The organism is Stappia sp. 28M-7 (genome assembly GCF_014252955.1).
In the GTDB taxonomy this organism is placed as follows: domain Bacteria; phylum Pseudomonadota; class Alphaproteobacteria; order Rhizobiales; family Stappiaceae; genus Stappia.
This window is the reverse complement of the sequence record NZ_JACMIA010000001.1, coordinates 4,068,806-4,093,300: the sequence shown is the minus strand read 5'-3', so window position 1 is coordinate 4,093,300 and position 24,495 is coordinate 4,068,806. Positions and strand designations below refer to the sequence as shown.

General features: G+C 67.1%; 20 protein-coding genes. 9 read left to right on the top strand and 11 right to left on the bottom strand.

All coding sequences use genetic code 11. The features are described from left to right. Nucleotides 1-22 precede the first annotated feature (22 nt). From H7H34_RS18370 to H7H34_RS18360, 3 genes are all read left to right on the top strand, one after another. Nucleotides 23-1,054: a 4-hydroxyproline epimerase gene (locus tag H7H34_RS18370; RefSeq protein WP_185926061.1), complete on the top strand. Its 1,032-nt coding sequence runs from the start codon at nt 23-25 to the stop codon at nt 1,052-1,054. Nucleotides 1,055-1,132: 78 nt separating this feature from the next. After that, nucleotides 1,133-2,245 carry an ATP-dependent DNA helicase gene (locus H7H34_RS18365; protein ID WP_067336400.1) on the top strand — a complete coding sequence of 371 codons (1,113 nt, stop codon included), beginning with the start codon at nt 1,133-1,135 and terminating at the stop codon, nt 2,243-2,245. A 168-nt stretch (nt 2,246-2,413) separates the two neighbouring features. Then, a complete protein-coding gene (locus tag H7H34_RS18360) occupies nt 2,414-4,867 on the top strand; it encodes a Tex family protein (RefSeq protein WP_185926060.1) in 2,454 nt (817 codons plus the stop codon). A gap of 280 nt (nt 4,868-5,147) precedes the next feature. Here the strand turns inward: H7H34_RS18360 and H7H34_RS18355 are convergent, their stop codons facing one another. The 3 genes from H7H34_RS18355 to bfr all read right to left on the bottom strand — a co-directional run bounded on the left by H7H34_RS18355 (nt 5,148) and on the right by bfr (nt 7,943). Further along, nucleotides 5,148-6,029: a 2-keto-4-pentenoate hydratase gene (locus tag H7H34_RS18355; protein WP_185926059.1), complete on the bottom strand. Its 882-nt coding sequence runs from the start codon at nt 6,027-6,029 to the stop codon at nt 5,148-5,150. Nucleotides 6,030-6,123: 94 nt separating this feature from the next. Then, nucleotides 6,124-7,284, bottom strand: coding sequence for a lipase family protein (locus tag H7H34_RS18350; protein ID WP_185926058.1), 1,161 nt, complete (start codon nt 7,282-7,284; stop codon nt 6,124-6,126). A gap of 173 nt (nt 7,285-7,457) precedes the next feature. Further along, nucleotides 7,458-7,943, bottom strand: a complete 486-nt coding sequence (bfr, locus tag H7H34_RS18345) for a bacterioferritin (protein WP_120269545.1) — start codon at nt 7,941-7,943, stop codon at nt 7,458-7,460. 235 nt (nt 7,944-8,178) lie between these two features. On the opposite strand from bfr, the gene H7H34_RS18340 reads away from it, so the two are divergent. Further along, a complete protein-coding gene (locus H7H34_RS18340) occupies nt 8,179-8,577 on the top strand; it encodes a DUF2177 family protein (RefSeq protein WP_185926057.1) in 399 nt (132 codons plus the stop codon). A 124-nt stretch (nt 8,578-8,701) separates the two neighbouring features. After that, a complete protein-coding gene (locus H7H34_RS18335; protein WP_209006392.1) occupies nt 8,702-9,466 on the top strand; it encodes an SDR family oxidoreductase in 765 nt (254 codons plus the stop codon). 12 nt (nt 9,467-9,478) lie between these two features. On the opposite strand, the gene urtE is transcribed toward H7H34_RS18335, so the two are convergent. The 8 genes from urtE to H7H34_RS18295 form a co-directional block, all read right to left on the bottom strand. Further along, nucleotides 9,479-10,174 (bottom strand): urea ABC transporter ATP-binding subunit UrtE, encoded by a 696-nt coding sequence (gene urtE / locus H7H34_RS18330; protein WP_185926055.1) that lies wholly within the window; start codon nt 10,172-10,174, stop codon nt 9,479-9,481. A gap of 25 nt (nt 10,175-10,199) precedes the next feature. Beyond that, nucleotides 10,200-10,718 (bottom strand): hypothetical protein, encoded by a 519-nt coding sequence (locus H7H34_RS18325; RefSeq protein WP_185926054.1) that lies wholly within the window; start codon nt 10,716-10,718, stop codon nt 10,200-10,202. Nucleotides 10,719-10,805: 87 nt separating this feature from the next. Next, on the bottom strand, nt 10,806-11,552 hold the full coding sequence (gene urtD, locus H7H34_RS18320) for an urea ABC transporter ATP-binding protein UrtD (protein WP_185926053.1): 747 nt from the start codon (nt 11,550-11,552) through the stop codon (nt 10,806-10,808). 4 nt (nt 11,553-11,556) lie between these two features. Beyond that, on the bottom strand, nt 11,557-12,741 hold the full coding sequence (gene urtC, locus H7H34_RS18315; protein ID WP_185926052.1) for an urea ABC transporter permease subunit UrtC: 1,185 nt from the start codon (nt 12,739-12,741) through the stop codon (nt 11,557-11,559). 37 nt (nt 12,742-12,778) lie between these two features. Further along, a complete protein-coding gene (gene urtB / locus H7H34_RS18310; RefSeq protein ID WP_185926599.1) occupies nt 12,779-14,395 on the bottom strand; it encodes an urea ABC transporter permease subunit UrtB in 1,617 nt (538 codons plus the stop codon). A 169-nt stretch (nt 14,396-14,564) separates the two neighbouring features. Further along, a complete protein-coding gene (gene urtA / locus H7H34_RS18305; protein WP_120269747.1) occupies nt 14,565-15,857 on the bottom strand; it encodes an urea ABC transporter substrate-binding protein in 1,293 nt (430 codons plus the stop codon). A 245-nt stretch (nt 15,858-16,102) separates the two neighbouring features. Next, entirely contained in the window at nt 16,103-17,338 is a 1,236-nt protein-coding gene (locus H7H34_RS18300; RefSeq protein ID WP_185926051.1) for a CaiB/BaiF CoA transferase family protein, read from the bottom strand. 587 nt (nt 17,339-17,925) lie between these two features. Continuing rightward, the gene (locus tag H7H34_RS18295) at nt 17,926-18,768 is read right to left on the bottom strand and encodes a hypothetical protein (RefSeq protein ID WP_185926050.1); all 843 of its coding nucleotides are present in this window, start codon (nt 18,766-18,768) and stop codon (nt 17,926-17,928) included. 246 nt (nt 18,769-19,014) lie between these two features. Here H7H34_RS18295 and H7H34_RS18290 point away from each other — a divergent pair, with 246 nt between their 5' ends. From H7H34_RS18290 to H7H34_RS18275, 4 genes are all read left to right on the top strand, one after another. Then, nucleotides 19,015-20,007, top strand: coding sequence for an MDR family oxidoreductase (locus H7H34_RS18290; RefSeq protein ID WP_185926049.1), 993 nt, complete (start codon nt 19,015-19,017; stop codon nt 20,005-20,007). A gap of 135 nt (nt 20,008-20,142) precedes the next feature. After that, a complete protein-coding gene (gene aepX / locus H7H34_RS18285) occupies nt 20,143-21,762 on the top strand; it encodes a phosphoenolpyruvate mutase (RefSeq protein WP_209006249.1) in 1,620 nt (539 codons plus the stop codon). A gap of 24 nt (nt 21,763-21,786) precedes the next feature. Then, the gene (aepY, locus tag H7H34_RS18280; RefSeq protein WP_185926048.1) at nt 21,787-22,929 is read left to right on the top strand and encodes a phosphonopyruvate decarboxylase; all 1,143 of its coding nucleotides are present in this window, start codon (nt 21,787-21,789) and stop codon (nt 22,927-22,929) included. After that, nucleotides 22,926-24,044: a 2-aminoethylphosphonate--pyruvate transaminase gene (locus tag H7H34_RS18275; protein ID WP_185926047.1), complete on the top strand. Its 1,119-nt coding sequence runs from the start codon at nt 22,926-22,928 to the stop codon at nt 24,042-24,044. Before aepY ends, H7H34_RS18275 begins: the two co-directional genes overlap by 4 nt. Nucleotides 24,045-24,495 lie beyond the last annotated feature (451 nt).

Genomic DNA, 24,495 nt, shown 5'->3' with positions numbered 1-24,495 from the left:
TTCTTTTCTCGAGGAGGCAGCCGTGGCGCGGCATACGTTCTTCTGCATCGACGGACATACCTGCGGCAATCCGGTGCGGCTCGTCGCCGGCGGGGGACCCAACCTTGCCGGCGACAGCATGCTGGCGCGGCGGGCGGACTTCCTTGAGCGCTACGACTGGATCCGCACCGGCCTGATGTTCGAGCCGCGCGGCCACGACATGATGTCCGGCTCGATCCTCTACCCGCCGACGCGCGAGGATTGCGATATCGGCGTGCTCTATATCGAGACCTCCGGCTGCCTGCCCATGTGCGGCCATGGCACCATCGGCACCGTCACCATGGCGATCGAGGAGGGGCTTCTCGTGCCCCGCACGCCCGGCCAGGCGCGGCTCGAAACGCCCGCCGGCCTGGTGCTTGCCGACTACGAGATGGAGGGCGAGCATGTCGCCTCCGTGCGGCTGACCAACGTGCCCTCCTTCCTTGCCGCGCAGGATCTTCAGATCGACTGCCCGGAGCTCGGCCGGCTGACCTTCGACGTTGCCTATGGCGGCAACTTCTACGCCATCATCGAGCCCCAGGAGAATTTCCCCGGCGTCGGCTCCATCGATGTCGACCGGCTGGTGGCGATCAGCCCGGCCCTTCGGGTTGCGCTCAACGAGGCGTACGAGATGGTGCATCCGGAAGACGGGCGCATCCGCGGCATCACCCACATCCAGTGGACGGGCCCGGCGACCCAGCCAGGGGCGGATGCGCGCAACGCGGTCTTCTACGGCGACAAGGCCATCGACCGCAGCCCCTGCGGCACCGGCACCTCCGCCCGCCTTGCCCAGCTGCATGCGCGCGGCCGGCTGAAGGTCGGCGACCGTTTCGTGCACGAGAGCGTCATCGGCTCGCTGTTCACCGGCGGGGTGAAAGCCGAGACCACCGTCGGCGGCCGGCCGGCCATCGTGCCCACCATCGAGGGCTGGGCGGTGAAGACCGGCACCTCCACCATCACGCTGGACGAGCGCGACCCCTACATGACGGGCTTTTCGGTCACCGGCACGGGGGTGAAGCTCTACCCGCGCCCGTGAGCCCGGCTTAAGCGGGTGCACAGGCGGGCGCGAAGACTGTAGGAAGGAAGCGAACCAACTCGGGATCCGATTCGCTTCATGGACTGGTCGCCCCAGCAGCAGCACGCGCTCGACGAGACGGCGCGCTGGCTGAAATCGAAAGACAAGCAGGTCTTCCGCCTGTTCGGCTTCGCCGGCACGGGCAAGACGACGCTCGCCCGCCATCTGGCGGAGGGCATCAACGGCGATGTCGCCTTCGGCGCCTTCACCGGCAAGGCAGCCCATGTGCTGCGCCAGAAGGGCTGCGACGACGCCACCACCATCCACGCGATGATCTACCGGCCGCGCGGGCGCAAGGACGAGACCGAGGACGACGAGGAAAGCCTCAGCTTCTCGATCAACCGCGACAGCATCGCCTCCAAGGCCAAGCTGATCGTCATCGACGAATGCTCGATGGTCGACGAGGATCTCGGCCGCGATCTCCTGTCCTTCGGCACGCCGGTGCTGGTGCTCGGCGATCCGGCGCAGCTGCCCCCGGTCAAGGGCGGCGGTTTCTTCACCGAGGCCGAGCCCGACGTGATGCTGTCGGAGGTGCACCGGCAGGCGCGCGACAACCCGATCGTCCACATGTCGATGCTGATCCGCGAGGGCGGCGAGCTTGAGGCAGGCCGTTATGGCGACAGCCGCATCATCTCGCGCCGTGAGATCGACGCCGCCTCGATCCTCGCCAGCGACCAGGTGCTGGTCGGCACCAACCGCACACGGCGGCTCTACAATGGCCGCATCCGCGAGCTGAAGGGCTACACGACACCGATGCCGGCGGTTGGCGACAAGCTGGTGTGCCTGCGCAACGACAAGGCCAAGGGCCTGCTCAACGGCGGGCTGTGGACCGTCGAGCGGCTGCGGCCGTCCAAGGGCAACACGCTGCGCTTCGACGTGCGCCCTGAGGACGAGGCCGCCGGCAAGGGCCGGGTGCAGGTCAAGGTGCTGCCGGGCCTGTTCGAGGAGGGCGCGGACCAGATTCCTTACGCCCTCAAGCGCCGCTCCGACGAGTTCGACTACGGCTACGCGCTCACCGTCCACAAGGCGCAGGGCTCGCAGTGGGACGATATCGTCCTCTTCGACGAGAGCTGGGCCTTCCGCGAGTATCGCGACCGCTGGCTCTATACGGCCGTGACCCGCGCCGCGCAGCGCATCACCGTGGTGCGCTGAGCGCGAGCCTCAGCCTGGGCCCCAGTCCCGCCTCACTCGCGTGGTTTTCCACTTCCGGCCGTGTGTTGTCGCGCCTCACACTGGCGCGAGGCGCACGGCGCGCGTAAGGTTCGCGCCCCGCCGGCCGGCCCCGTGCCGGCGGCCCGATTTCGTCGACAGGCACGCAAAATGACCGATCTTTCCTCCTTCGCGCCGGACGTTCCGGCCTCCCGTCCCGCGTCCGCGAAGACGGCGCTGCCGCCGGAGATTTCCGCCCGCATCGCCCGCACCATCGCGGCGGAGCTGGTTTGCCGGCCGGAGCAGGTCTCTGCCACGGTGGAGCTGCTCGACGGCGGGGCGACGGTTCCCTTCGTCGCCCGCTACCGCAAGGAGGCGACCGGCGGTCTCGACGACACGCAGCTGCGCCGGCTCGAGGAGCGGCTGACCTACCTGCGCGAGATGGAGGAGCGGCGCGGCGCGATCCTGCGCTCCATCGATGAGCAGGGGAAGCTGGACGATGCGCTTGCCGGGCGTATCCACGCGGCGGAGACCAAGGCGCAGCTGGAAGATCTCTACCTGCCGTTCAAGAAGAAGCGGCGGACCAAGGCGCAGATCGCCCGCGAGGCGGGGCTGGAGCCGCTGGCCGACCTCTTGATCGGCGATCCCTCGCACGACCCGCAGGAGACGGCGGCGCGCTTCATCGACGCGGAAAAGGGCGTCGAGGACACCAAAGCGGCGCTGGACGGCGCGCGGCAGATCCTGATGGAGCGCTTTGCGGAAGACGCGGCGCTGGTCGGGCGGCTGCGCTCGCACATGACCTCGGGCGCGGTGCTGCGTTCGCGGGTGGTCGAGGGCCAGGAGCAGGCGGGCGCCAAGTTCTCCGACTATTTCGACTATCGCGAGAAATGGGCCGACGTGCCGAGCCACCGGGCGCTTGCGCTGCTGCGCGGGCGCAACGAAGGCGTGCTGGCGCTGGAACTCGCCGTCGACGAGGACGATCAGGGCACCTTCAAGCCGGTCGAACTGATGGTGATGAGGGCCGCCGGTATCGAGGACCGGGGCCGGCCGGCCGACCGCTGGCTGGCGGAGACGGCGCGCTGGGCCTGGCGGGTCAAGCTGGCGCTGCATCTGGAACTCGACCTGATGAACGCGCTGCGCGAAAAGTCCGAGGAAGAGGCGATCCACGTCTTCGCCCGCAATCTCAAGGACCTGCTGCTGGCCGCGCCCGCCGGTCACAAGACGGTGCTGGGCCTCGATCCCGGCATCCGCACCGGCGTCAAGGTGGCGGTGGTCGATGCGACCGGCAAGCTGGTCGAGACGACGACGATCTACCCCTTCCAGCCGCGCAACGACATCGTGGGATCAACGGCGGCGCTCAAGGCGCTGATCGCCCGGCACGGCATCTCGCTCATCGCCATCGGCAACGGCACGGCGAGCCGCGAGACCGACCGGCTGGTCGCCGATCTGCTCGGCGAGATCCCGCCGGCGAACCGCCCGATCAAGGTGATCGTCAACGAGGCCGGCGCGTCGATCTATTCGGCGAGCGAGTTGGCCGCGCGCGAGCTGCCCGGCGTCGACGTCTCGCTGCGCGGCGCGGCCTCCATCGCCCGCCGCCTGCAGGATCCGCTGGCCGAGCTCGTCAAGATCGAGCCGAAGTCCATCGGCGTTGGCCAGTACCAGCACGACGTCAACCAGACGAAGCTGGCGAAGGCGCTGGACGCGGTGGTCGAGGACGCGGTGAACGCGGTCGGCGTCGACCTCAACACCGCCTCCGTGGCGCTGCTTGCCCGCGTGTCCGGCCTCACCCCCGGCCTTGCCGAGTCCATCGTGGCGCACCGCGAGGCGGAAGGTGCGTTCCGCGACCGCAAGGCGCTGCTCAAGGTTGCGCGGCTCGGGCCCAAGGCCTTCGAGCAGTGCGCTGGCTTCCTGCGCATTCCCGGGGGCGACAATCCGCTCGATGCCTCGTCGGTGCACCCGGAAGCCTATCCGGTGGCCACCCGCATCGTGCAGGCCTGCGGCCGGCCGCTGTCCGAGGTGATGGGCAATGCAGCGCTGCTGAAGGGACTCGATGCCTCGCGCTTTGCCGACGACACGTTCGGCCTGCCGACCGTGCGCGACATCCTCGCCGAGCTGGAGAAGCCCGGCCGCGATCCGCGTCCGGAGTTCAAGACCGCAAAGCTTGCCGACGGCGTCGAGACGATGAGCGACCTGCGCCCCGGCATGATGCTGGAAGGCACGGTCACCAACGTCACCAATTTCGGCGCCTTCGTCGATATCGGCGTCCACCAGGACGGCCTGGTGCATGTCTCGCAGATCGCCGACCGCTTCGTGCGCGATCCGGCGGAAGTGGTGAAGGCCGGCGACATCGTCCGCGTGAAGGTCGTGGAGGTCGACATGGCGCGCAAGCGCATCGGTCTCACCATGCGCAAGGACGGCGGCGCGGATGCTTCTGACCGGCCGCGCGGTGGTCCCGGTGGCGGTGGCGGCGACCGGCCGAAGGGCGGGCCCGGCGGCCCGCGTCGCGGCGGGCCCGGCGGCGGTGGCTCCGGTGGTTCTGGCGGTTCGCGTCCCTCGCAGGGCGGTGGCGGCGACGGGGCCATGGCCGCAGCCCTTGCTGCCGCCTTCAACAAGAAGAAGCGCTGACAGGGGAGGCGGTGCATTCTCTCGGGATGTCGCCTCGCCTTCCTATGCGCCACTCTCTCCCCGCGTCTTCCCGGACGAGGCCGAAGGCCGAAGATCCGGGACCGGGGAGCCATAAAGGTAGCCTTCCGTGCCTGAGCGCTTCTGCAATCGCCCCCGGCTCTCCGGCCCGGCTCGGCGCTTGCGCGCCGTCCGGGGTGACGAAGGGAAAGGGCGGTGCGCTGGAGGACGCAAGAAGGGGCTGGCGTGACGAAGGAAGGGGCTCCCTCCTCCCGCGTTGCCCTTACTCGAACCGGGCGCCGATCTTCGGCGTGCCGGGCAGTCCCTCATAGGTGAGCGTCACGCTCAGGCCCGGCTTCATCGGATGCAGCGGGCCGATGGAGCCGACGGAGACGAGATCGCCGGGCTTCAGGGCTTTACCTTGCGCCTTCAGCACGCCGGCGATCCAGCTGACCGCGTTCAGCGGGTGGCCGAGCACGGCCTTGCCGGGCGCCGCCGACAGGGTCTCGCCGTTTGCGTCATTCGTCAGTTTCGCGGTGAAGTCGGCGAGCATGGCAACGCCCTCGGCCCCTTGCGGGATCTCGATCAGCTCGCCCATCGCGCCTTTCCACGCGCCGACATTGATCGAGGTGATGGCCGGGCCGTCGAGCTTGTCGTCCTTGCCGACGACGAGCGCGGGCAGCTCCAGGAACGGGCGTACGCCGGCGATATGGGCCAGCACCTCTTCCGGCGTCGTCGCGTCGTTGACGGCGGCATCGGCGATCTCGACCACCAGGTCCGCCTCGAACAGCGCGCGCACCGCCTCCGCCGGGCGGGCGGTGGCGTTCCCCTTGATGATCATGCCCTCAAGCAGCGTGCCGAAGACCGGCTCCGTCACGCCGAAGGCTTCCTGCGACTTGGGTGAGGTGAGACCGGCCTTGTAGCCGACCACCGGGCCGAGATCGGTTCCCAGGCGGGCGAGGATCTTGTCTTGCGCGCACAGGGCATCCGCCATCGATCCCCCGGCAGCGACCGGCGGCGGGGTCGGGGCAGCGCTGGCGCGTGCGGCCAGGAAGGCGTCGATGGCGGCATCGTCGGGACAGGCGGCCTGCGCCGTGCCGGCGAGGAGAACAGTGGAGACGAGAAGCGAGGCACCGAGTGCCAGAGCCGAACGATGGGCGTGCATGTGTGATGATCCTCCCGAAGGCGCGACTGCGCCGGGCGCAAGAGTGCCGGTGCATGGCCCGCCTTGCAAGCGCCGGGGAAGGGGGCAGCGCGGTTCACACGTCGCCGTATTGCTCCTGCAGGTAGATCCAGTAGTTGCCGAGATGGTGCTGCCAGAAGAAGTCCTTCGGGTCGGCGGGGTTGCCGCCGGGCCGGGCGAACAGCGGCACCAGCGATCCGGCCGCGGCATAGTCGAGGGAGCGCTGCACCCGCGACAGCACCGTGTCGAGCGTCGGTGCCAGAACGGTCCCGGAAACCGGGGGCAGCACCGTACCCCCGGTCATGAACGGCTCGGGCGCAAGGCGGATGGTCCCAAGCCCGACCTTCAGCACCGCGACCGTCTCCTTCGCATGGGCGAGCGCCGGTTCCAGCGCAGCGTCGGAAGCCATCGCCGCGGTGAGCGCCATCGCCGCGACCCGCGGATCGCTGTCCGGCATCGGTTCGCCGGCATAGGCGCGCAAGGGATTGGGCGTGTTGAGGTCGCCCGGTCCCTGCAGCGTGAAGGGCACCTGCGGCACCCATCCCTGCGTGCTGGCGATGGTCCAGCCGAGGCCCGCCATGCCGGCGATCCCGGCATAGTCGGCGGCATAGTGGTCGTTGCCGGGCTTGGCCGGGGCCAGCACGTAGGACTTGGTAGAAAGGGTTGCAAAGCCGGCAAAGGGACCGCCGGCGTGGCGCAGGAACGAGGTCAGCAGCGTTGCGATTGAGGCGCCCTGGCTGTGCCCGGTGACGAGCAGTTCGGTCCCCGGCAGCAGCGACAGGCGTGCAAGGCTCGCCAGCAGCGGCCGGTCGGTGGTCAGCAGCATCAGGAGCAGGCTGAGCGTGAAGCCGAGATGGGTGCCGGCGACGACCGCGCTGCCCGTCTCGTCGCGGGCGAGATGGAAGGGAATGTCGAGCCGCGATCCGCCGATATCGAGCTTCAGGTCGAGCCGCGCATCGACCAGCGGAAACAGCAGGTCGGCGAGGATGCTCGCCTTCGTGTCGACCGTGCCGCGCACCACCACGGCGTAGCGGTTCGGATGCGCGCTGCTTCGCCAGACCTGCCACAGGTCGTCGAGCAGCGTCGGGCTTGAGGGCGACAGCTCGTCGACCCTGGACCAGCCGAATGCGGCTGGGTCCGGCGTCTGCACCGGGATCGCCGGCTCGCCGTAGATCGCCTGCGACAGCGCCAGCGCGTCGCGTGCCTCGGAAAAATCGAAACCGGAAGCGAATGCCATGCCGTCCTCCCTTGGGGTGACCAAAGGCAGGATAGGGCAGAACCTCTATCTTCGGTTGCATTATTTTGTGCGAACACGCATCCGGGCATGGGCAACAAAAAAGCCGCCGCGCCGGCGGGGCGAGGCGGCTTTCGTGCCGTGAGGGAAAAGGCCCGCAGGCCCGCCCCTTGCGCTTATTCGGCGTCGTCGGCCGAACCGGAATTGAGCAGCGAGTAGCGCTCGACGCCGATCTTCTCCAGCAGCTCCAGCTGGGTCTCGAGGAAGTCGATGTGACCCTCTTCGTCGGCCAGGAGCTCCTCGAAGAGCTTCATGGAAACGTAGTCGCCCTCGTCGTGGCAGATGTCGCGCGACTTGGCGTAGGAGGCGCGGGCGTCATGCTCGCCGGCAAGGTCGGCTTCCAGCACTTCCTTGACGTCCTGGCCGATGCGCAGCGGTGCGACCTTCTGCAGGTTCGGGTGGCCTTCGAGGAACAGGATGCGCGCGATGAGCTTGTCGGCGTGCTGCATCTCCTCGATGGACTCCGCGCGCTCCTTCTTGGCGAGCTTGGTCAGACCCCAGTCGTCAAGCATGCGGTAGTGCAGCCAGTACTGGTTCACCGCGCCGAGCTCGAGGAACAGCGCCTCGTTGAGCCGTTCGATAACCTTTGCGCTGCCTTTCATTCGATGCTCTCCTTGTCTTCCGCGTGCGCCACTGCGGCCGCACCGTCACGGTCGCTTCGGCCTTCGCGAAGCGATCAATTGCACGCAGTTTAGAATAATTCCAATCCTGTGTGAAGAGGGCTGCGGGCAGTTTGCGCGAGGAACTTGCGATTGAGCCCCCGCATTGTGGCCGCAAGGTGAACCGGTCGCACCAATCCTGCGTTTAACGCCATGTGGAAAACAGGAAGGCCCGGACATGTCGTACGCGATCGCCTATGGCGCCACGGCGCTGATCTTCTTGACGCTGGACTACATCTGGCTGGGGCATGTGGCCGGCTCCTTCTACCGCGAGCGCCTTGCCGGGCTGATGGCGGAGCAGGTGAATTTCGCGGTCGCAGGCGCCTTCTACCTCGTCTATGTCGTCGGCATCGTCATCTTCGCGGTGGCCCCGGCGCTGCGTTCGGGCAATTGGCAGGACGCAGCGCTCTACGGCTGCCTGTTCGGCTTCTTCGCCTATGCGACCTACGACTTCACCAACCTTGCCACCTTGCGCGACTGGCCGGTCGTGGTGACGGTCGTCGACATCGCCTGGGGGACGGCCGTAACCGGCGTTTCCGCGACGGCGGGTTATCTCATCGCCCGCAATTTCGCGTAAGGCACCGCCACCCGCCCGCGCCAAACCGTCTCGCCAAGTGCCCTTGCTGCTTGCCTTTTCCGTCTCTCCCCGGCCATTGTTCCTGCAATGACGCAATGGCTTGCAGCGGAGGAACGACATGGCCATGACGGGAGATCGGGCGGGAAACGTGGCGCTGGTGACGGGCGCGAGCGCGGGTGTGGGCCGCGCCTGCGCCATTGCCTTTCTCAAGGCGGGCTATCGCACGGTGCTGACCGGGCGCCGGGGCGACAAGCTGGAAGAGACCGTGGCCATGTCCGGCGTCGATCCGGCCGGTGCCCTCTGCGTTCCCTGTGATGTCAGCGAGCCGGCGGCGGTGGACGACCTGTTCGGCGCCCTGCACGATGCGTTCGGGCGGCTCGACGTTGTCTTCAACAATGCCGGCACCACCGTGCTGGGCAAGCCGATCGGCGATCTTTCCTTCGAGGAATGGCGCAAGCTGATGTCCGTCAATCTGGACGGCGCCTTCCTGATCGCGCGCGGCGCCTTCAACATGATGCGCGCGCAGGACCCGCAGGGCGGTCGGATCATCAACAACGGCTCGATTTCCGCCCATGTGCCGCGTCCCGGCTCGGCCGCCTATACGGCGTCCAAGCACGCGATGACCGGCCTCACCCGCTCCATCTCGCTGGACGGGCGCCCGTTCAACATCGCCTGCGGCCAGATCGATATCGGCAATGCGGCGACCGACATGACGGTGCGCATGCAGGAGGGCGTTGCCCAGCCGGACGGCAGCGTGCGGGCCGAGCCGGTGATGGCGGCCGAGAATGTCGCGAGCTCCGTCCTGCACATGGCGAGCCTTCCGCTCGATGCCAATGTCCAGTTCATGACGGTGATGGCAACGACCATGCCCTATATCGGCCGCGGCTGAGCGGAGCTCCCGTCAGACGGTGAGGTGGGCGCGGACCGCGCTCTCCTCCAGTTCGTCCCGGGTGCCGGCGAGTACCACTTCGCCGCGGTCCATCACGGCGAAGCGGTCGGCCAGGTCCCGGGCGAACTCGAAATACTGTTCCACCAGCACGATGGCCATTTCGCCGGTGTCGCGCAGGAACGAGATCGCGCGGCCGATATCCTTGATGATCGAGGGCTGGATGCCCTCGGTCGGCTCGTCGAGGATCAGAAGGCGCGGGCGCATGACGATGGCCCGGCCGATGGCGAGCTGCTGCTGCTGGCCGCCCGACAGGTCGCCGCCGCGCCGCGACAGCATGTCCTTGAGCACGGGAAACAGCTCGAACACCGTGTCGGGCACCCGCCGCTGGCCGCGCGGCAGCACGGCAAAGCCGGTCTCCAGGTTCTCGCGCACGCTGAGCAGCGGAAACACGTCGCGCCCCTGCGGCACCAGGGCGATGCCCTTGCGGGCGCGCTGGTAGGGCGTCGTGCGGGAAATGTCCTCGCCCTCCCAGCGCACGCTGCCTGCCGAGATCGGCTGCTGGCCGGCGATCGCCCGCAGGGTCGAGGTCTTGCCGACGCCGTTGCGGCCCATCACGCAGGTGACCTTGCCGACCTCCGCGCTCAGGCTGACATCTTTGAGCGCCTGTGCGGCGCCGTAATGGAGGTCGATGGACTCAACGTTCAGCATGCAACCTCCACTACGGTCTTGTGCGTCAGTTCAGCAGCTTGCGGTTCAACAGCTGCAGCACCCGCGCCTGTTCCTCGTCCGGTCCCTCGCCCACGTCGCAGACCGCCCGGGCGATGGTGATCAACTGGTGCAGCTCGCCCTGGTCGAGACGGTTTCTCCAGAGCTTGTGGAATCGCTGGACCGGGTCGTCGGCATTGATGACGTTCTGGGCGATCCAGTCGCAGAAGATCAGCAGCTCGTCCATGTCGCCGGGCGGGACGATCTCCTGCATCCCCTCGCGGATGACGGCTTTCGCCTCGTCCTTGTGGGCGGGCTTTTCCTTGGCCAGGCAGAAGTAGAAGGTCACCGCGGCGATCACCGGGTCCTCGATGGAGGCCAGCGGCGCGTCCTCGACCTTCTTGCGGAACTGCTTGCGCTTGTAGGCGCCGCGCATCCGCTCGACGGAATCGATCACTTCGCTCCCCGCCTCGCGGAGCATTTTCAGTCGCCAGTACCAGACCGCCACACCCACGGCGATCGTTGCGAGAAGGCCCAATAGAGGCATCATCCGTCTCCTGTCCGGTTCCCTCGACCGAGGGATACATAAACGGCAAGACGGTTGCAGTGCCACAGTTCATTGCGCGTTCCACGATCAACGGCCCAGATAGACGTCGATGACCTTCTGGTCGGACGAGACGTGGTCGAGCGAGCCTTCCGCCAGCACCGAGCCTTCGTGCAGCACGGTGACCTTGACGTCGAGCGCCCGCACGAAGGTCATGTCGTGCTCGACGACGACGACCGAATGGCTCCTGGCGATGTCGCGCAGGAGGTCGGCGGTCGCCGCCGTTTCCGCATCGGTCATGCCGGCGGCGGGCTCGTCGATCAGCAGCAGCTGCGGGTCCTGCGCCAGCAGCATGCCGATCTCCAGCCACTGCTTCTGGCCGTGGCTGAGGTCGCCGGCAAGGTCGTCGCGGCGGCTGTCGAGGCGCACCAGCTCCAGCAGCGCGTCGATGCGTGCGCTCTCCTCGCGCTCGCGGCGGTGGAACAGCGTGGCGAAGGGCCCGCGCGGGGCTTTCAGCGCCAGCGCGATATTGTCCTCCACCGTGTGGCTTTCGAACACGGTCGGCTTCTGGAACTTGCGGCCGATGCCGAAGCCGGCGATCTCCGCCTCGTCGTGGCGGGTGAGGTCCAGCTTCTCGCCGAACAGCAGCGTGCCGGTGTCCGGCCGGGTCTTGCCGGTGATCACGTCCATCATCGTCGTCTTGCCGGCGCCGTTCGGGCCGATGATCGCGCGCATCTCGTTGCGCCCGATCAGGAAAGACAGGTTGTTCAGCGCCTTGAAGCCGTCGAAGGAGACGCTGACGCCGTCGAGATAGAGCAGGGAGCCCGTGGCGGTCATCGTGTCACTCCGCGGCCTGGTTGCGAGCAAGAGCGGGGGCGGGGGCGATGGGCGCACCCGCCGACATGTCCGCCGGTGAGGTCTTGTCCTTGTGCTTCGGCAGGCGGGCGCGCAGCGATGCGGCAAGGCCCAGAATGCCCTTGGGCAGGAACAGCGTCACCGCGACGAACAGCGCGCCGAGCGCGAACAGCCAGATCTCGGGCAGGGCGGCGGTGAACCAGCTCTTGGCGAAGTTGACCAGCACCGCGCCGATGATCGGGCCGACAAGGGTGCCGCGGCCGCCGACCGCCACCCAGATCACCGCCTCGATGGAGTTTGCCGGGGCGAACTCGCCCGGATTGATGATGCCGACCTGCGGCACATAGAGCGCGCCGGCAAGCCCGGCCATCATCGCCGAGACGGTCCACACGAACAGCTTGTAGTGCTCCACCCGATAGCCGAGGAAGCGGGTGCGGCTTTCCGCGTCGCGCACCGCGATCAGCACCTTGCCAAGCTTCGAGCCGGTGATGGCGATGGCGAGCACCAGGCTTGCCGCCAGCGCCAGCGCGGAGGCGGCGAAGAGCCCGGCGCGGGTGGCGTCGGACTGGACCGAGTAGCCGAGGATGTCCTTGAAGTCGGTCAGGCCGTTGTTGCCGCCAAAGCCCATGTCGTTGCGGAAGAAGGCGAGCAGCAGCGCATAGGTCATCGCCTGGGTGATGATCGACAGATAAACGCCGGTGACGCGCGAGCGGAAGGCGAACCAGCCGAAGACGAAGGCCAGCAGCCCCGGCACGGCCAGCGCCATTGCAATCGCAAAGGGAAAGGCGTCGAAGCCGCTCCAGTACCAGGGCAGTTCCTTCCAGTTGAGGAACACCATGAAGTCGGGCAGCAGCGGGTCGCCATAGACGCCGCGCGTGCCGATCTGCCGCATCAGGTACATGCCCATGGCATAGCCGCCGAGGGCGAAGAACGCCGCGTGGCCGAGCGAGAGGATGCCGCAATAGCCCCACACCAGGTCGAGCGCCAGCGCCAGCAGTGCGTAGGTCAGGTACTTGCCCATCAGCGTCACCGCATAGGTGGGCACGTGCAGCGGGTGATCGGCCGGCAGGGACAGGTTGAGGACGGGCACCAGCACCGCAGCGGCGACAAGCAGCGCCAGCATGGCGAGGCGGGTGCCGGTCAACCCGCCGGCGAGGAAACGAACCATCATGACGGGCGGCTCCGCGGGATGCGGGCGGGACGGGGGCTCATGCCTCCACCGCCCGGCCCTTCAGCGCGAACAGGCCGCGCGGACGCTTCTGGATGAACAGGATGATGAAGACGAGCACCAGGATCTTGGCCAGCACGGCGCCGGCGAAGGGCTCCAGGAACTTGTTGGCAACGCCGAGGCTCATGGCCGCGACCAGCGTGCCCCACAGGTTGCCGACGCCGCCGAACACCACGACCATGAAGCTGTCGATGATGTAGGACTGGCCGAGATTGGGCGAGACGTTGTCGATCTGCGACAGCGCCACCCCGGCGATGCCGGCGATCCCCGAGCCGAGGCCGAAGGTCAGCGCGTCGACCAGCGGCGTGCGGATGCCCATGGAGGCGGCCATGCGCCGGTTCTGGGTGACGGCGCGCACGTTCAGCCCGAAGCGGGTGAATTTCATCGCGATCAGCAGCGCGGCGAAGACCGTCAGCGCGAAGACGAGGATCCACAGCCGGTTGTAGGTGATGGTCAGCTGGCCGATCTCGAAGGCGCCCGACATGAAGGCCGGGTTGCCGACCTCCTGGTTGGTGGGGCCGAAGATCGAGCGCACCGCCTGCTGCAGGATCAGCGAGACGCCCCAGGTGGCGAGCAGCGTCTCCAGCGGCCGGTTGTGCAGGAAGCGGATGATGCCGCGCTCGATGCCGACGCCGACGAGGCCGGCGACGAGGAAGGCGGCCGGCAGCGCCACCAGCAGCGAATAGTCGAAGAAGTCGGGCGCGTGGGTGCGGAACAGGTTCTGCACCATGAAGGTGGTGTAGGCGCCCAGCATCACCATCTCGCCATGGGCCATGTTGATGACCCCCATCACGCCGAAGGTGATGGCAAGGCCGATGGCGGCGAGCAGCAGCACCGAGCCGAGCGACAGGCCGAACCAGACATTGCGGGCCGTGTCCCAGGCCGCCTGCAGCTTCTGGATCCGGGCAAGGGCGGCGCCTGCCGCCTCGTGCAGCTCGCTTGCGTCGCTGTTCTGCACCGCCGTGATCATCGACAGGGCGTCGCGGTCGCCGCGCTCGGCCAGCGTGTCGATGGCGGCGATCTTGTCCTCGGTCGGGCGGTCGGAGGCGAGCACGGCGGCGGCGCGCGCCTCGCGCATCAGCTTGGCGACGCCGGTATCCGTCTCGGCGGCGATCGCCGCGTCCAGTGCCTCGATGCCCTCGGCGTCCTGCGCCTTGAAGATCGCCTCGGCCGCCTGCCGGCGGGTGTTTGCATCCGCGGCGCGCAGGGTCAGCCCGCCGAGCGCTGCGCGGATCGTCCGGCGCAGGCGGTTGTTGACGCGGATCTTGTCGAGCGCGCTGGAAGGGGCGCTTTCCAGCGCCTCGCCGGTCAGCGGATCGGTGAGCGCAAGGCTGCCGCCGGCCCGCTTGCCGATGACCACGGATTTGTCGGCCTTGCGGACATAGAGATCGCCGTTGGTGAGCGCCTCCAGCGCGGGTACCACGGCCGGATCGCCGGTGGCGGCCAGCGCCGCGATCTGCTCTTCCGTGTCGCCGAACGAGCCTTTCCCGAGCGCGTCGACAAGCGGGCGAAGCGCGGCATGGTCCTGCGCGCCCGCTGCCGAGGAGAGCAGCGCCAGCGGCAGTAGCGCCAGCAGAAGCGCCAGCCACAGGGCCAGTCGCGGGGCCGGGAGAGGGCGCGGAGCGTATGCGTTCGCCGATGCTTTCGCCGATGCTTTCACTGGGGACCGTCCGGGCTGGGGTGCGGAATGCGGTAGGAGAGGAGGGGTAAGGAGGAGGCGGATCTGCGCCCGCCTCCCTCCCCCTCTGGTTGCGACGGGTGGGAGCTTAGCTTCCCGACCCGCCGCACTTGCCCGTGGCAGTGTTGAAGTTTCCGCAGTTCAAGGGCTTGCGCCAGTCGGCGATCAGATCCTTGGAGCCTTCGAGGAAGTCGGACCAGGCGTCGCCGACGACGAGGCCGGAGGTCTCCCACACGGTCTCGAACTGGCCGTCTTCCTGGATCTCGCCGATCAGCACCGGCTTGGTGATGTGGTGGTTCGGCATCATCGCCGAATAGCCGCCGGTCAGGTTCGGCACGGACACGCCGACAATGGCGTCGATCACCGCATCCGGATCGGTGGTGCCGGCCTTCTCGACCGCCTTCACCCACATGTTGAAGCCGATGTAATGGGCCTCCATGGGATCGTTGGTGACGCGCTTGTCGTCGCCGATATAGGCCTTCCACGCCTCGATGAACTCGCCGTTGACCGGCGTGTCGACGGACTGGAAGTAGTTCCAGGCGGCCAGGTGCCCGACCAGCGGTCCGGTGTCGAGGCCGGCCAGTTCTTCCTCGCCGACCGAGAAGGCGACGACCGGGATGTCCTCGGCCTTGATGCCGGCATTGCCCAGTTCCTTGTAGAAGGGAACGTTGGCATCGCCGTTGATGGTGGAGACCACGGCGGTCTTCTTGCCGGCCGAGCCGAAGGCCTTGATGTCGGACACGATCGTCTGCCAGTCGGAATGGCCGAACGGCGTGTAGTTGATCATGATGTCTTCCTCGGCGACGCCCTTCGCCTTGAGGTAGGCCTCGAGGATCTTGTTGGTCGTGCGCGGGTAGACGTAGTCGGTGCCGGCCAGCACCCAGCGCTCGACCCCTTCCTCGTTCATCAGGTAGTCGACGGCGGGAATGGCCTGCTGGTTCGGGGCGGCGCCCGTGTAGAAGACGTTGCGCTGGCTTTCCTCGCCCTCGTACTGGACGGGGTAGAACAGCAGCGAGTTCAGCTCCTCGAAGACCGGCAGCACGGACTTGCGCGACACCGAGGTCCAGCAGCCGAACACGGCGGACACGCCGTTCACCTGGATCAGCTCGCGGGCCTTTTCGGCGAACAGCGGCCAGTCGGAGGCCGGGTCGACGACGACCGCCTCGAGCTTCTTGCCGAGCAGGCCGCCCTTCTTGTTCTGCTCCTCGATGAGCATCAGCATGACGTCCTTGAGGGTCGTCTCGGAGATCGCCATGGTGCCGGACAGCGAGTGGAGGATGCCGACCTTGATGGTCTCCTCCTGGGCGAAGGCGCCGGTGACGGCAGTGGTGGCCATCAGGCCCGAAAGCGCCATGCCGGCGAAGAATTTCTTGCTGAACATCGTCATTTGTTTCCCCTCTGTCGCGTCTCCCCCGGAGGAAGAGCCACGGCACTGAGGATCAAGATGCGTGCCAGTTTTGCGCGAAGGCCGTTTGCAGCGGAAAAACGCCGGATTCGTCGCAGCTTGCGGGGGACGCAGCGTCAGTCACGCTGCGCGCTGCCCGATTTCGCGGCGCACAATGAAATTGCACAATTGTGCATCGCGGCAAAAATGTGCTCAAAATTTGTTCAAGACGTGGACGGGCCTCAGCCCTTGCGCGACTGCACGGCCCCGCTCGCCTCCAGCGCGTCGAGCTCGGCCTCATCGAGGCCGAGGACGCGGGCCAGCACCTCGCGGGTGTGCTCGCCCAGCATCGGCGGGGCGACCTTGTCGTTCACCGGCGTCTTGGAGAAGCGCAAGGGGCTGGCGACGCCCGGCACGGTGCCGCCGCTGCCATGCGGCAGGGCCGGGTTCATCAGTCCGCGCGCCTTGGCCTGCGGTTCCTCGAACACTTCGGCGATGGTGTTGATCGGGCCGCAGGGCACGGCGGCGGCCTCCAGGTCGGCGATCCACTCGCGGGTCGTGCGCGTCTTGATGATCTCGGCGACCATCGGCGCCAGGATCTCCCGGTGGGCGACCCGGTCGCGGTTGACGGCAAAGCGCGGATCGGCGGCCAGCTCCGGCCGGCCGGCGACCTCGCAGAAGCGGACGAACTGGCCGTCATTGCCGACGGCGAGGATCAGGTGGCCGTCGGAGCTGGCGAAGACCTCGTAAGGCACGATGGCGGTGTGGGCGTTGCCCATGCGCACGGGCGAGGTGCCGGAAACGAGATAGCTCAGCGCCTGGTTGGCGAGCGAGGCGACCTGCACGTCGAACAGGGCGATGTCGAGATGCTGGCCTTCGCCGGTGCGCTCGCGGTGGGCGAGGGCACCGAGAATGGCGATGGTGGCGTTCAGCCCGGTCAGGATGTCGGCGAGCGCGACGCCCGCCTTTTGCGGTCCGCCGCCCGGCAGCGCGTCGCGCTCGCCGGTCACCGACATCAGCCCGCCCATGCCCTGGATCATGAAGTCGTAGCCGGCGCGCTGGGCGTAAGGCCCGGTCTGGCCGAAGCCGGTGATCGAACAGTAGATCAGGCCGGGATTGATCTGAGACAGGCTCTCGTAGTCGAGGCCGTATTTCTTCAGCCCGCCGACCTTGTAGTTCTCCACCAGAATGTCGGACTTCTTCGCTAGCTCGATGATGAGCGCGCGGCCCCTCTCGCTGGCGATGTCGACGGCGACGGACTTCTTGCCCCGGTTGGCGGCCATGAAATAGGCGCTCTCGCCGGCCGCCGGCCCGTCCGCGACGAAAGGCGGGCCCCAGCCGCGGGTGTCGTCGCCGCTGCCGGGCCGCTCGATCTTGATGACGTCGGCGCCCATGTCGGCCAGCGCCTGCGTCGACCAGGGGCCGGCCAGGACGCGGGAGAGATCGAGCACGCGCAGATGCGACAGCGGGGCGGTCATGATCGGGAAACGCCTTCTTTCCTGAACGTCTGTCCTGCCTCCCTTCATCACGAAGAGCAGCAAGCTTCCCCCGGTCATAGCCCCGGCATCGCCATGCGTCCAATGACTTGGCGTGAGAACATCATTCCGGGGCGGCAGGACCGGTCAGGCGGAGAAATGGCGCGCCGTTTATCAAGTGCTGCTGCTGCCGCATTTTTCCCGAACATGATGAAAAAACGAAGGAAATCCCGCGCTGGATCTCCTTAAGGACTTTTTAAAGGTGGCAGGAATCCGCCAATCTCGGCCAATTTTCTGCCTTTCGCACTTAATGCCTTTCAGATGGGGGTAATTTCATCCGCGTAGCTGCGCGGATGATTTGAGGAATCACCATCTGCTATCGATTCTCTTGACGCGGAAGTTTGGAGGCAAGGCGATGTGGGCATCGATTGTAGAGCAGGGCAGGGCATTCCTCGCAGCTTGCCGGTTGACGCCCACAGCTTCATTCAAAACGAAACACCTTGAAATCAAGGGGGCGACAGCCGCGGAGGTGAACAAGATGATGCAGGAATATTATCGGCTTTCGATGCGGCAAAAGCATTAAGGTGCTGTCATTGTGCGTCGTCTTTGACTGCGGAGTACAGCCGCCACATGAAAAAATTAGTTTTTCCGCATTCTGAACAGATGAACTCGCCCGCTTGGCCCCTCTTGAGCTCTGAGAGGGGCTTTTCTGGAAGCGGGTTTTTCACTGAGCAGGAACGACAGGCGATGTTGATTTCCTTCCGGACAAAACCGATTTCGCTGCCGTTGATCTCAACCTTCCAACGCTCATAACAATTCTGATTGACGCAGTTTATTGTCTGGTTGTCTTTTAATAATGATGCGCGCCGGACATTCGTAGTGCCGCACCAGCATGTGAAGCTCACTGTTTCACCTAGCCCACTCGCAATTAGCGTGCCTTCAGAAAGGCGCTCTAGCTCGACTAGAACTTCGTCAATCTTCTTCACCAGCGCGTCCGGGTTGCCGTACTCGGTAACTGAATCGTCTTTTTTCTTGGGGACTTTCACGTGCAGAAAAGAGGAAACGGCATGCCAGAGCTCGCCCATTTTCTTGGGGTCGAAGCCGACTTGAGATCCGACTTGCACATACTCAATCGCTTCGCACTCTTCTTGCGTACGATCACCCTCCTTGCTGATTGGCTCCTTACCAATTGAGAACGTATAGGAACTGGCGATTGTGCTATCCACTTCTTGTATCAGTATGTTTACAATGTCTTTCGGCTGCCACCTCCGTATATCGTCGTGGGATATATAGTCGTGCGCGAGGCTGAGGCGTTCATAACAGACGCGCTCAATCGCTAACCGGCACTCCAATGCGGCGTAGGTGAGACTTTCCTTAGAGCCTTCCGCTCTCAATTTGGATATTCTTTCAATATTTGTTTTTAGCCACCACATAATATTATCGTCCTGATTATAATTGGCTTCCTAATTTGTTATATTAGCTCTTCTGGTGTGCCCGTGGTCACGGTTGAATCCGAAGTTTTTCCATTGATTTGTCTAGATGAATATTTACCCGGCCCGCCCCGTCGCGCAAGCCGGCAGGTAGAGGCTTGCCCGCGTCGCCGCGCCGCTTTTCATCCTTGCTGTGGGCCGGTACCAATGGGCGGAGAGATGAAAGACAGGTTCAAGGGGAGGAAAGCCATGAGCTTCAACGCGCTGGTCGTCGACAAGGACGAGGCGGGGGCCGTATCGGCCAGGGTCCAGGCGATCACGGAAGACCGTCTGCCGGAGGGCGACGTCACCGTGGCGGTCGAGTATTCGACGCTGAATTACAAGGACGGGCTGTGCCTCGGCTCCGGCGGCGGGCTGGTGCGCGCCTGGCCGCATGTGCCGGGGATCGATTTTGCCGGTACGGTCGAGACCTCCTCCGATCCGCGCTATGCGCCCGGCGACAAGGTGGTGCTGACCGGCTGGCGCGTCGGCGAGGTGCGCTGGGGCGGCTATGCGCAGAAGGCGCGGGTAATGGCCGACTGGCTGGTGCCCTTGCCGCAGGGCCTCACCACCCGCGATGCCATGGCGGTCGGTACCGCCGGCTTCACCGCCATGCTCGCCGTGATGGCGCTGGAGGATCACGGGCTTAAGGTCGGCAATGGCCCGGTGCTGGTCACGGGCGCCGCCGGCGGCGTCGGTTCGGTCGCGACCGCGATCCTTGCGAAACTCGGCCACGAGGTCGCGGCGGTGACCGGCCGGCCGGAGACGGAAGCCTATCTCAAGGGGCTGGGCGCCTCGCGCATCGTCGCGCGCGAGGACATCGCGGAAACGGTCAAGCGGCCGCTGGAGAGCGAGACGTGGGCGGGCTGCGTCGATGCGGTCGGCGGGGCGATGCTGGCGCGCGTTCTGGGGCAGATGAAATACGGTGCCTCGGTCGCGGCCGTCGGGCTGGCGGGCGGGGCTGCCTTGCCTGCAACCGTCGTTCCCTTCCTGCTGCGGGCGGTCAACCTGCTCGGCATCGATTCCGTCATGCGCCCCTATGACGACCGGGTGCGGGCCTGGTCGCGGATCGCGGCGGACCTGCCGATGGACAAGCTCACCGGGATGGTGGTGCCGGCGCGCCTTGCCGACCTGCCGGAGCTCGGCAAGGCGATCCTTGCCGGCGAGGTGCGCGGGCGCGTCGTCGTCGACGTCAACGCCTGAGGCGTCTTTCCCGACAGACGGTCCGGTGCAGAAACGGACGGGGCCTCTCGCCCCGTCTTTTCTTTTGGCGGGCGCTTCGCTACCAATGAGCCGCCTTACGAACGGGCGCCGGCAGGCCGGCCGAAAGGAGTTGTTTTGCAAAAGCACGTCGCACTCGACCGCGCATCGGCGCCGGTCTCCAGGTTCACCCGGTTGCGCGAGCTGTTGCAGCGTCCGGATCTCGCCTTCCTGATGGAGGCGCATAGCGGCCTGTCCGCCAAGATCGTCGAGGAAGCCGGCTTCGAGGGCATCTGGGCCTCGGGCCTGTCCATGTCGGCGGCGCTCGGCGTGCGCGACAACAACGAGCTGTCCTGGACCCAGGTGCTCGACATGCTGGAATACATGTCGGACGCCTCCAGCCTGCCGATCCTCGTCGACGGCGACACCGGCTACGGCAATTTCAACAATTTCCGCCGCTTCGTTGCCAAGCTGTGCGATCGCGGCATCGCCGGCGTGTGCATCGAGGACAAGATCTTCCCCAAGACCAACTCGTTCCTGGGCGAGAACCAGCCGCTCGCCGACATCGACGAGTTCTGCGGCAAGATCAAGGCCGGCAAGGACACCCAGAGCCATCCGGACTTCCAGATCGTCGCCCGGGTCGAGGCGCTGATCGCCGGCCGGGGCCTCGAGGAAGCGCTCAAGCGCGCCCATGCCTATGCGGATGCGGGGGCGGATGCCATCGTCATCCACTCCAAGAAGAGCACCGCCGACGAGATCATCGAGTTCTGCCGCGAGTTCGGCGACCGGGCGCCGGTGATCCTGATCCCGACCAAGTATTACCGCACGCCGACCGAGAAGCTGCGCGAGGCCGGCGCCTCGATGATCATCTGGGCCAACCACAACCTGCGCGCCTCGATCCGCGCCATGCGCGACACCTGCGCGGTCCTGCAAGAGCACCAGACCCTGCTGGAGGTCGAAAGCGACGTGGCACCGCTCGGCGACGTGTTCTCGCTCGCCGGTTCGCAGGAGCTTGAAGAGGCGGAGAAGCGCTATCTTGCCGCCACCGCGCCGCGCCGCGCCATCGTTCTGGCCGCAACCCGCGGCGAGGAGCTCGGCGACCTGACGCTGGACCGGCCGAAATGCATGCTGCCCGTGCGCGGCACCTCGCTGCTCGGCCGCCAGGTCGAGGCGCTTTCGCGCCACGGCGTCGCCGATATCCGCGTCGTCGTCGGCTACAAGGCCGATGCGGTCGAGGCGCCGGGCATCTCGCTGGTCGAGAACACGGAGTACCAGACCAGCGGCGAGGCGCAGTCCCTGTCGCTGGCGCTGGGCGAGGGCGATACCATCGTCTCCTATGGCGACATTCTCTACCGCCCGTTCTTCCTGGCGATGCTGGAGGACCGGGAGGAGGACATCGTGCTTGCGGTCGACCCGCGCCTTTCGGGCCGTGCGGGCCGCGACGCCGTCGCCTGCACGCTTCCCTTCTCCGACGATCTCGACCCGGAGGCCGAAACGCCGCTGCTCAAGGGCTTCGTTGGCGAGGGCGGCGACGGCGAATGGGTCGGCCTGATGCGTGCGAGCGCTGCGGGTGCTGCCCGCCTGCGCCGCATGCTGGACGAGATGGCGGCCGAGGGCAGCCTTGCCAGCGCCGATCTCGGCGCGGTGCTGACCCGCATGGCGGCGGCCGGCGAGCGCATCGGCGTCGTCTATGTCACCGGCTTCTGGCGCAACGTGAACGACCTTATGGACCTGGCGCAGGCGCGCGATGCGGTCTGACCGGAGAGCCTGGAGGCACGGGCGATGATCGAGGCGGGCGACTTTCTCTCCGCGGCCAAGCGCCAGGGCATCGACTTCTTCACCGGCGTGCCCTGCAGCTTCCTGACGCCGCTGATGAACGCGGTGATCTCCGACCGGACGGCCCGCTATGTCGGGGCGACCAGCGAGGGCGAGGCGGTGGCGATTGCCGCCGGCGCCTGGTGCGCGGGCCGCGAGACCGCGGTGATGTTCCAGAACTCCGGGCTCGGCAACGCGGTCAATCCGCTGACCTCGCTCAACCATCCCTTCGCCATTCCGACGCTGGTGATCGCCACCTGGCGCGGCGAGCCGGGGGTGAAGGACGAGCCGCAGCACGAGCTGATGGGCCAGATCACTCCGCAGCTGCTGGCGCTCGCCGGCGTACACGGCGAGCCGTTCCCGCTTGCAGTCGCCGACATCGAGCCGGTGCTGGCGCGGGCCGTTGCCCATATGCGGTCGACCGGCCAGCCGGTCGGCTTGGTGCAGCCCAAGGGCGCGATCGCGCCGCGCCCGCTGGATGAGGCGCGGGCCGAGCCGGCACCGCGCGTTGCGCCGGTCGACTTCGGCGGCGGGGCGAGCCTGCCGCGCCGCATGGACGTGCTGGCGCTGTTGCGGGAGAAGCTGCCCGAGAGCGCCGGCCTTGTCGCCACCACCGGCCATACCGGGCGCGAGCTCTTCACCCTTCAGGACCATGCCGGTCATCTTTACTGCGTCGGCTCCATGGGCGGGGCCAGTGCCATCGGCCTTGGCGCCGCGCTCAACTGCGAGCGCGAGATCGCCGTGCTGGACGGCGACGGCGCGGCATTGATGAAGCTCGGCAACATGGCGACCATCGGCGCCGAGGCGCCGGCCCGCTACACCCATGTGCTGCTCGACAACGGCCGGCACCTGTCGACCGGCGGCCAGGCGACCGTCTCCGCGCATGTGGACTTTGCTTCGGTCGCCGCCGCTTGCGGCTACCGCTTCGCCGCCCGCGCCAGCGGCCTTGCCGAGGCGGGAGCGGCGCTCGATGCGGCGCTCGCCGTGCCGGGACCACGCTTCGTGCATGTGAAGGTCGCCGCCGAGGAGGTCGCCGGTCTCGGCCGTCCGACCGTGGCCCCGCGCGAGGTCGCCCGGCGCTTCCGCGCCCATCTCACCGGTGCCGCATGAGCGCATCCAAAGGTCCCGTCCTGCTGACGCCCGGCCCGCTGACCACCAGCGGCCGGGTCAAGGCGGCGATGCTGCGCGATTGGGGCTCGCGCGATCCCGCCTTCACCCGACTTGCCGGCGAGGTCTTGACGCGCGTCCGCGATCTGGCCGGCGGCACGGCCGAAGAGCATGTCTGCGTGCCCGTGCAGGGCAGCGGGACTTTCGCGGTCGAGGCGATGCTCGGCAGCATGCTGCGTCCCGACGAGCGGCTGCTGCTCCTGGTCAACGGCGCCTATGGCCGCCGCATGGCGGAGATCTGCCGCCGCCTCGGTCGCCCGTTCGACGTGGTCGAGGTCGCGGAGACTGAGGCGCATGACCCTGCGGCGCTTGCCGAAAGGCTTGCCGCCGATCCCGGCATTGCGGCTGTGGCCATCGTCCATTGCGAGACGACCTCGGGCCTGCTCAATCCGCTTGAGGAGATCGCCGCCGTGGTCCGGGCCGCCGGCCGGCGGCTGCTGGTCGACGCCATGAGCAGCTTCGGCGCGATTGCCGTCGACATCAGCGGCTGGGGCATCTCGGCGCTCGCGGCCAGCTCCAACAAGTGCCTGCAGGGCGTTCCCGGCCTTGCCTTCGTGGTCTGCCGGTCGGACGAGCTCGCCGCCCGCCGCGGTGTCTCGGTCTCGCTGGCGCTCGATCTGGAGGATCAGGCGCGGGCGCTTGCCGGCGACGGGCAGTGGCGCTTCACGCCGCCTACCCATGTGGTCGCGGCCCTTCACGAGGCCTTGCAGGAGCTTGCCGAGGAGGGCGGTCCGGCCGCCCGGCTCGCCCGCTACACGGCGAACCGCGACACGCTGATCGCAGGCATGGCCCGCCTCGGCTTCGTCCCGGCGCTCGACCCTGCGCTGCAGGCGCCGGTGATCGTCTCCTTCCTGGAGCCGCAGGAGGATTGGTACGACTTTTCCGCCTTCTACGATGCGTTGGAATCGCGCGGCTTTGCCATCTACGCGGGCAAGATGAAGGCGCTCGGAACCTTCCGCGTCGGCACGATCGGGGCCATCGATTCTCTCGTGATCGAGCGCTTCCTCGCGGCGGCGGAAGCAGTTGTGACAGACCTGAAACAGAAATTGATCCGCTGATCGGTCGGGCGGAGTGAACCGGTTGCGCTGCCGTGCGTTATCGACCTCCGGCAGCGCTCGCCCGGCGGCGGCCGGGACCCCGGTGCCGGACCGTCCCGCCGGGCACCGTCCGCACATTTGCTACGGAAACCGGTGGGGACGCAAGGTCCGCTGCTCGTTCGGGGCCGATCCGGCCCGCCGATATTCCGTAAGGTGATGCCGCTGCCGGCGAAGGCGCGCCGAGGCAAGCCCTCAGGCCCCCTTCGACAGGGGCGCGGGGCGCGGAGCACGGGCGCTGCGTCCGTATCACCCCTCTCCCTTCGTCGGCTTACTCGACAGTTTCCCACCTTTCGGCTATTTAGCGATTTCCGTCTGAGTGGGGGCTTGGCGGCAGACTGCTCCTTGCAAGGGGGCTTGCAGGGCAAACAGGCAGTTGCCGCCTTTGTACCACCCGTGCCGGAATGCCGATGAC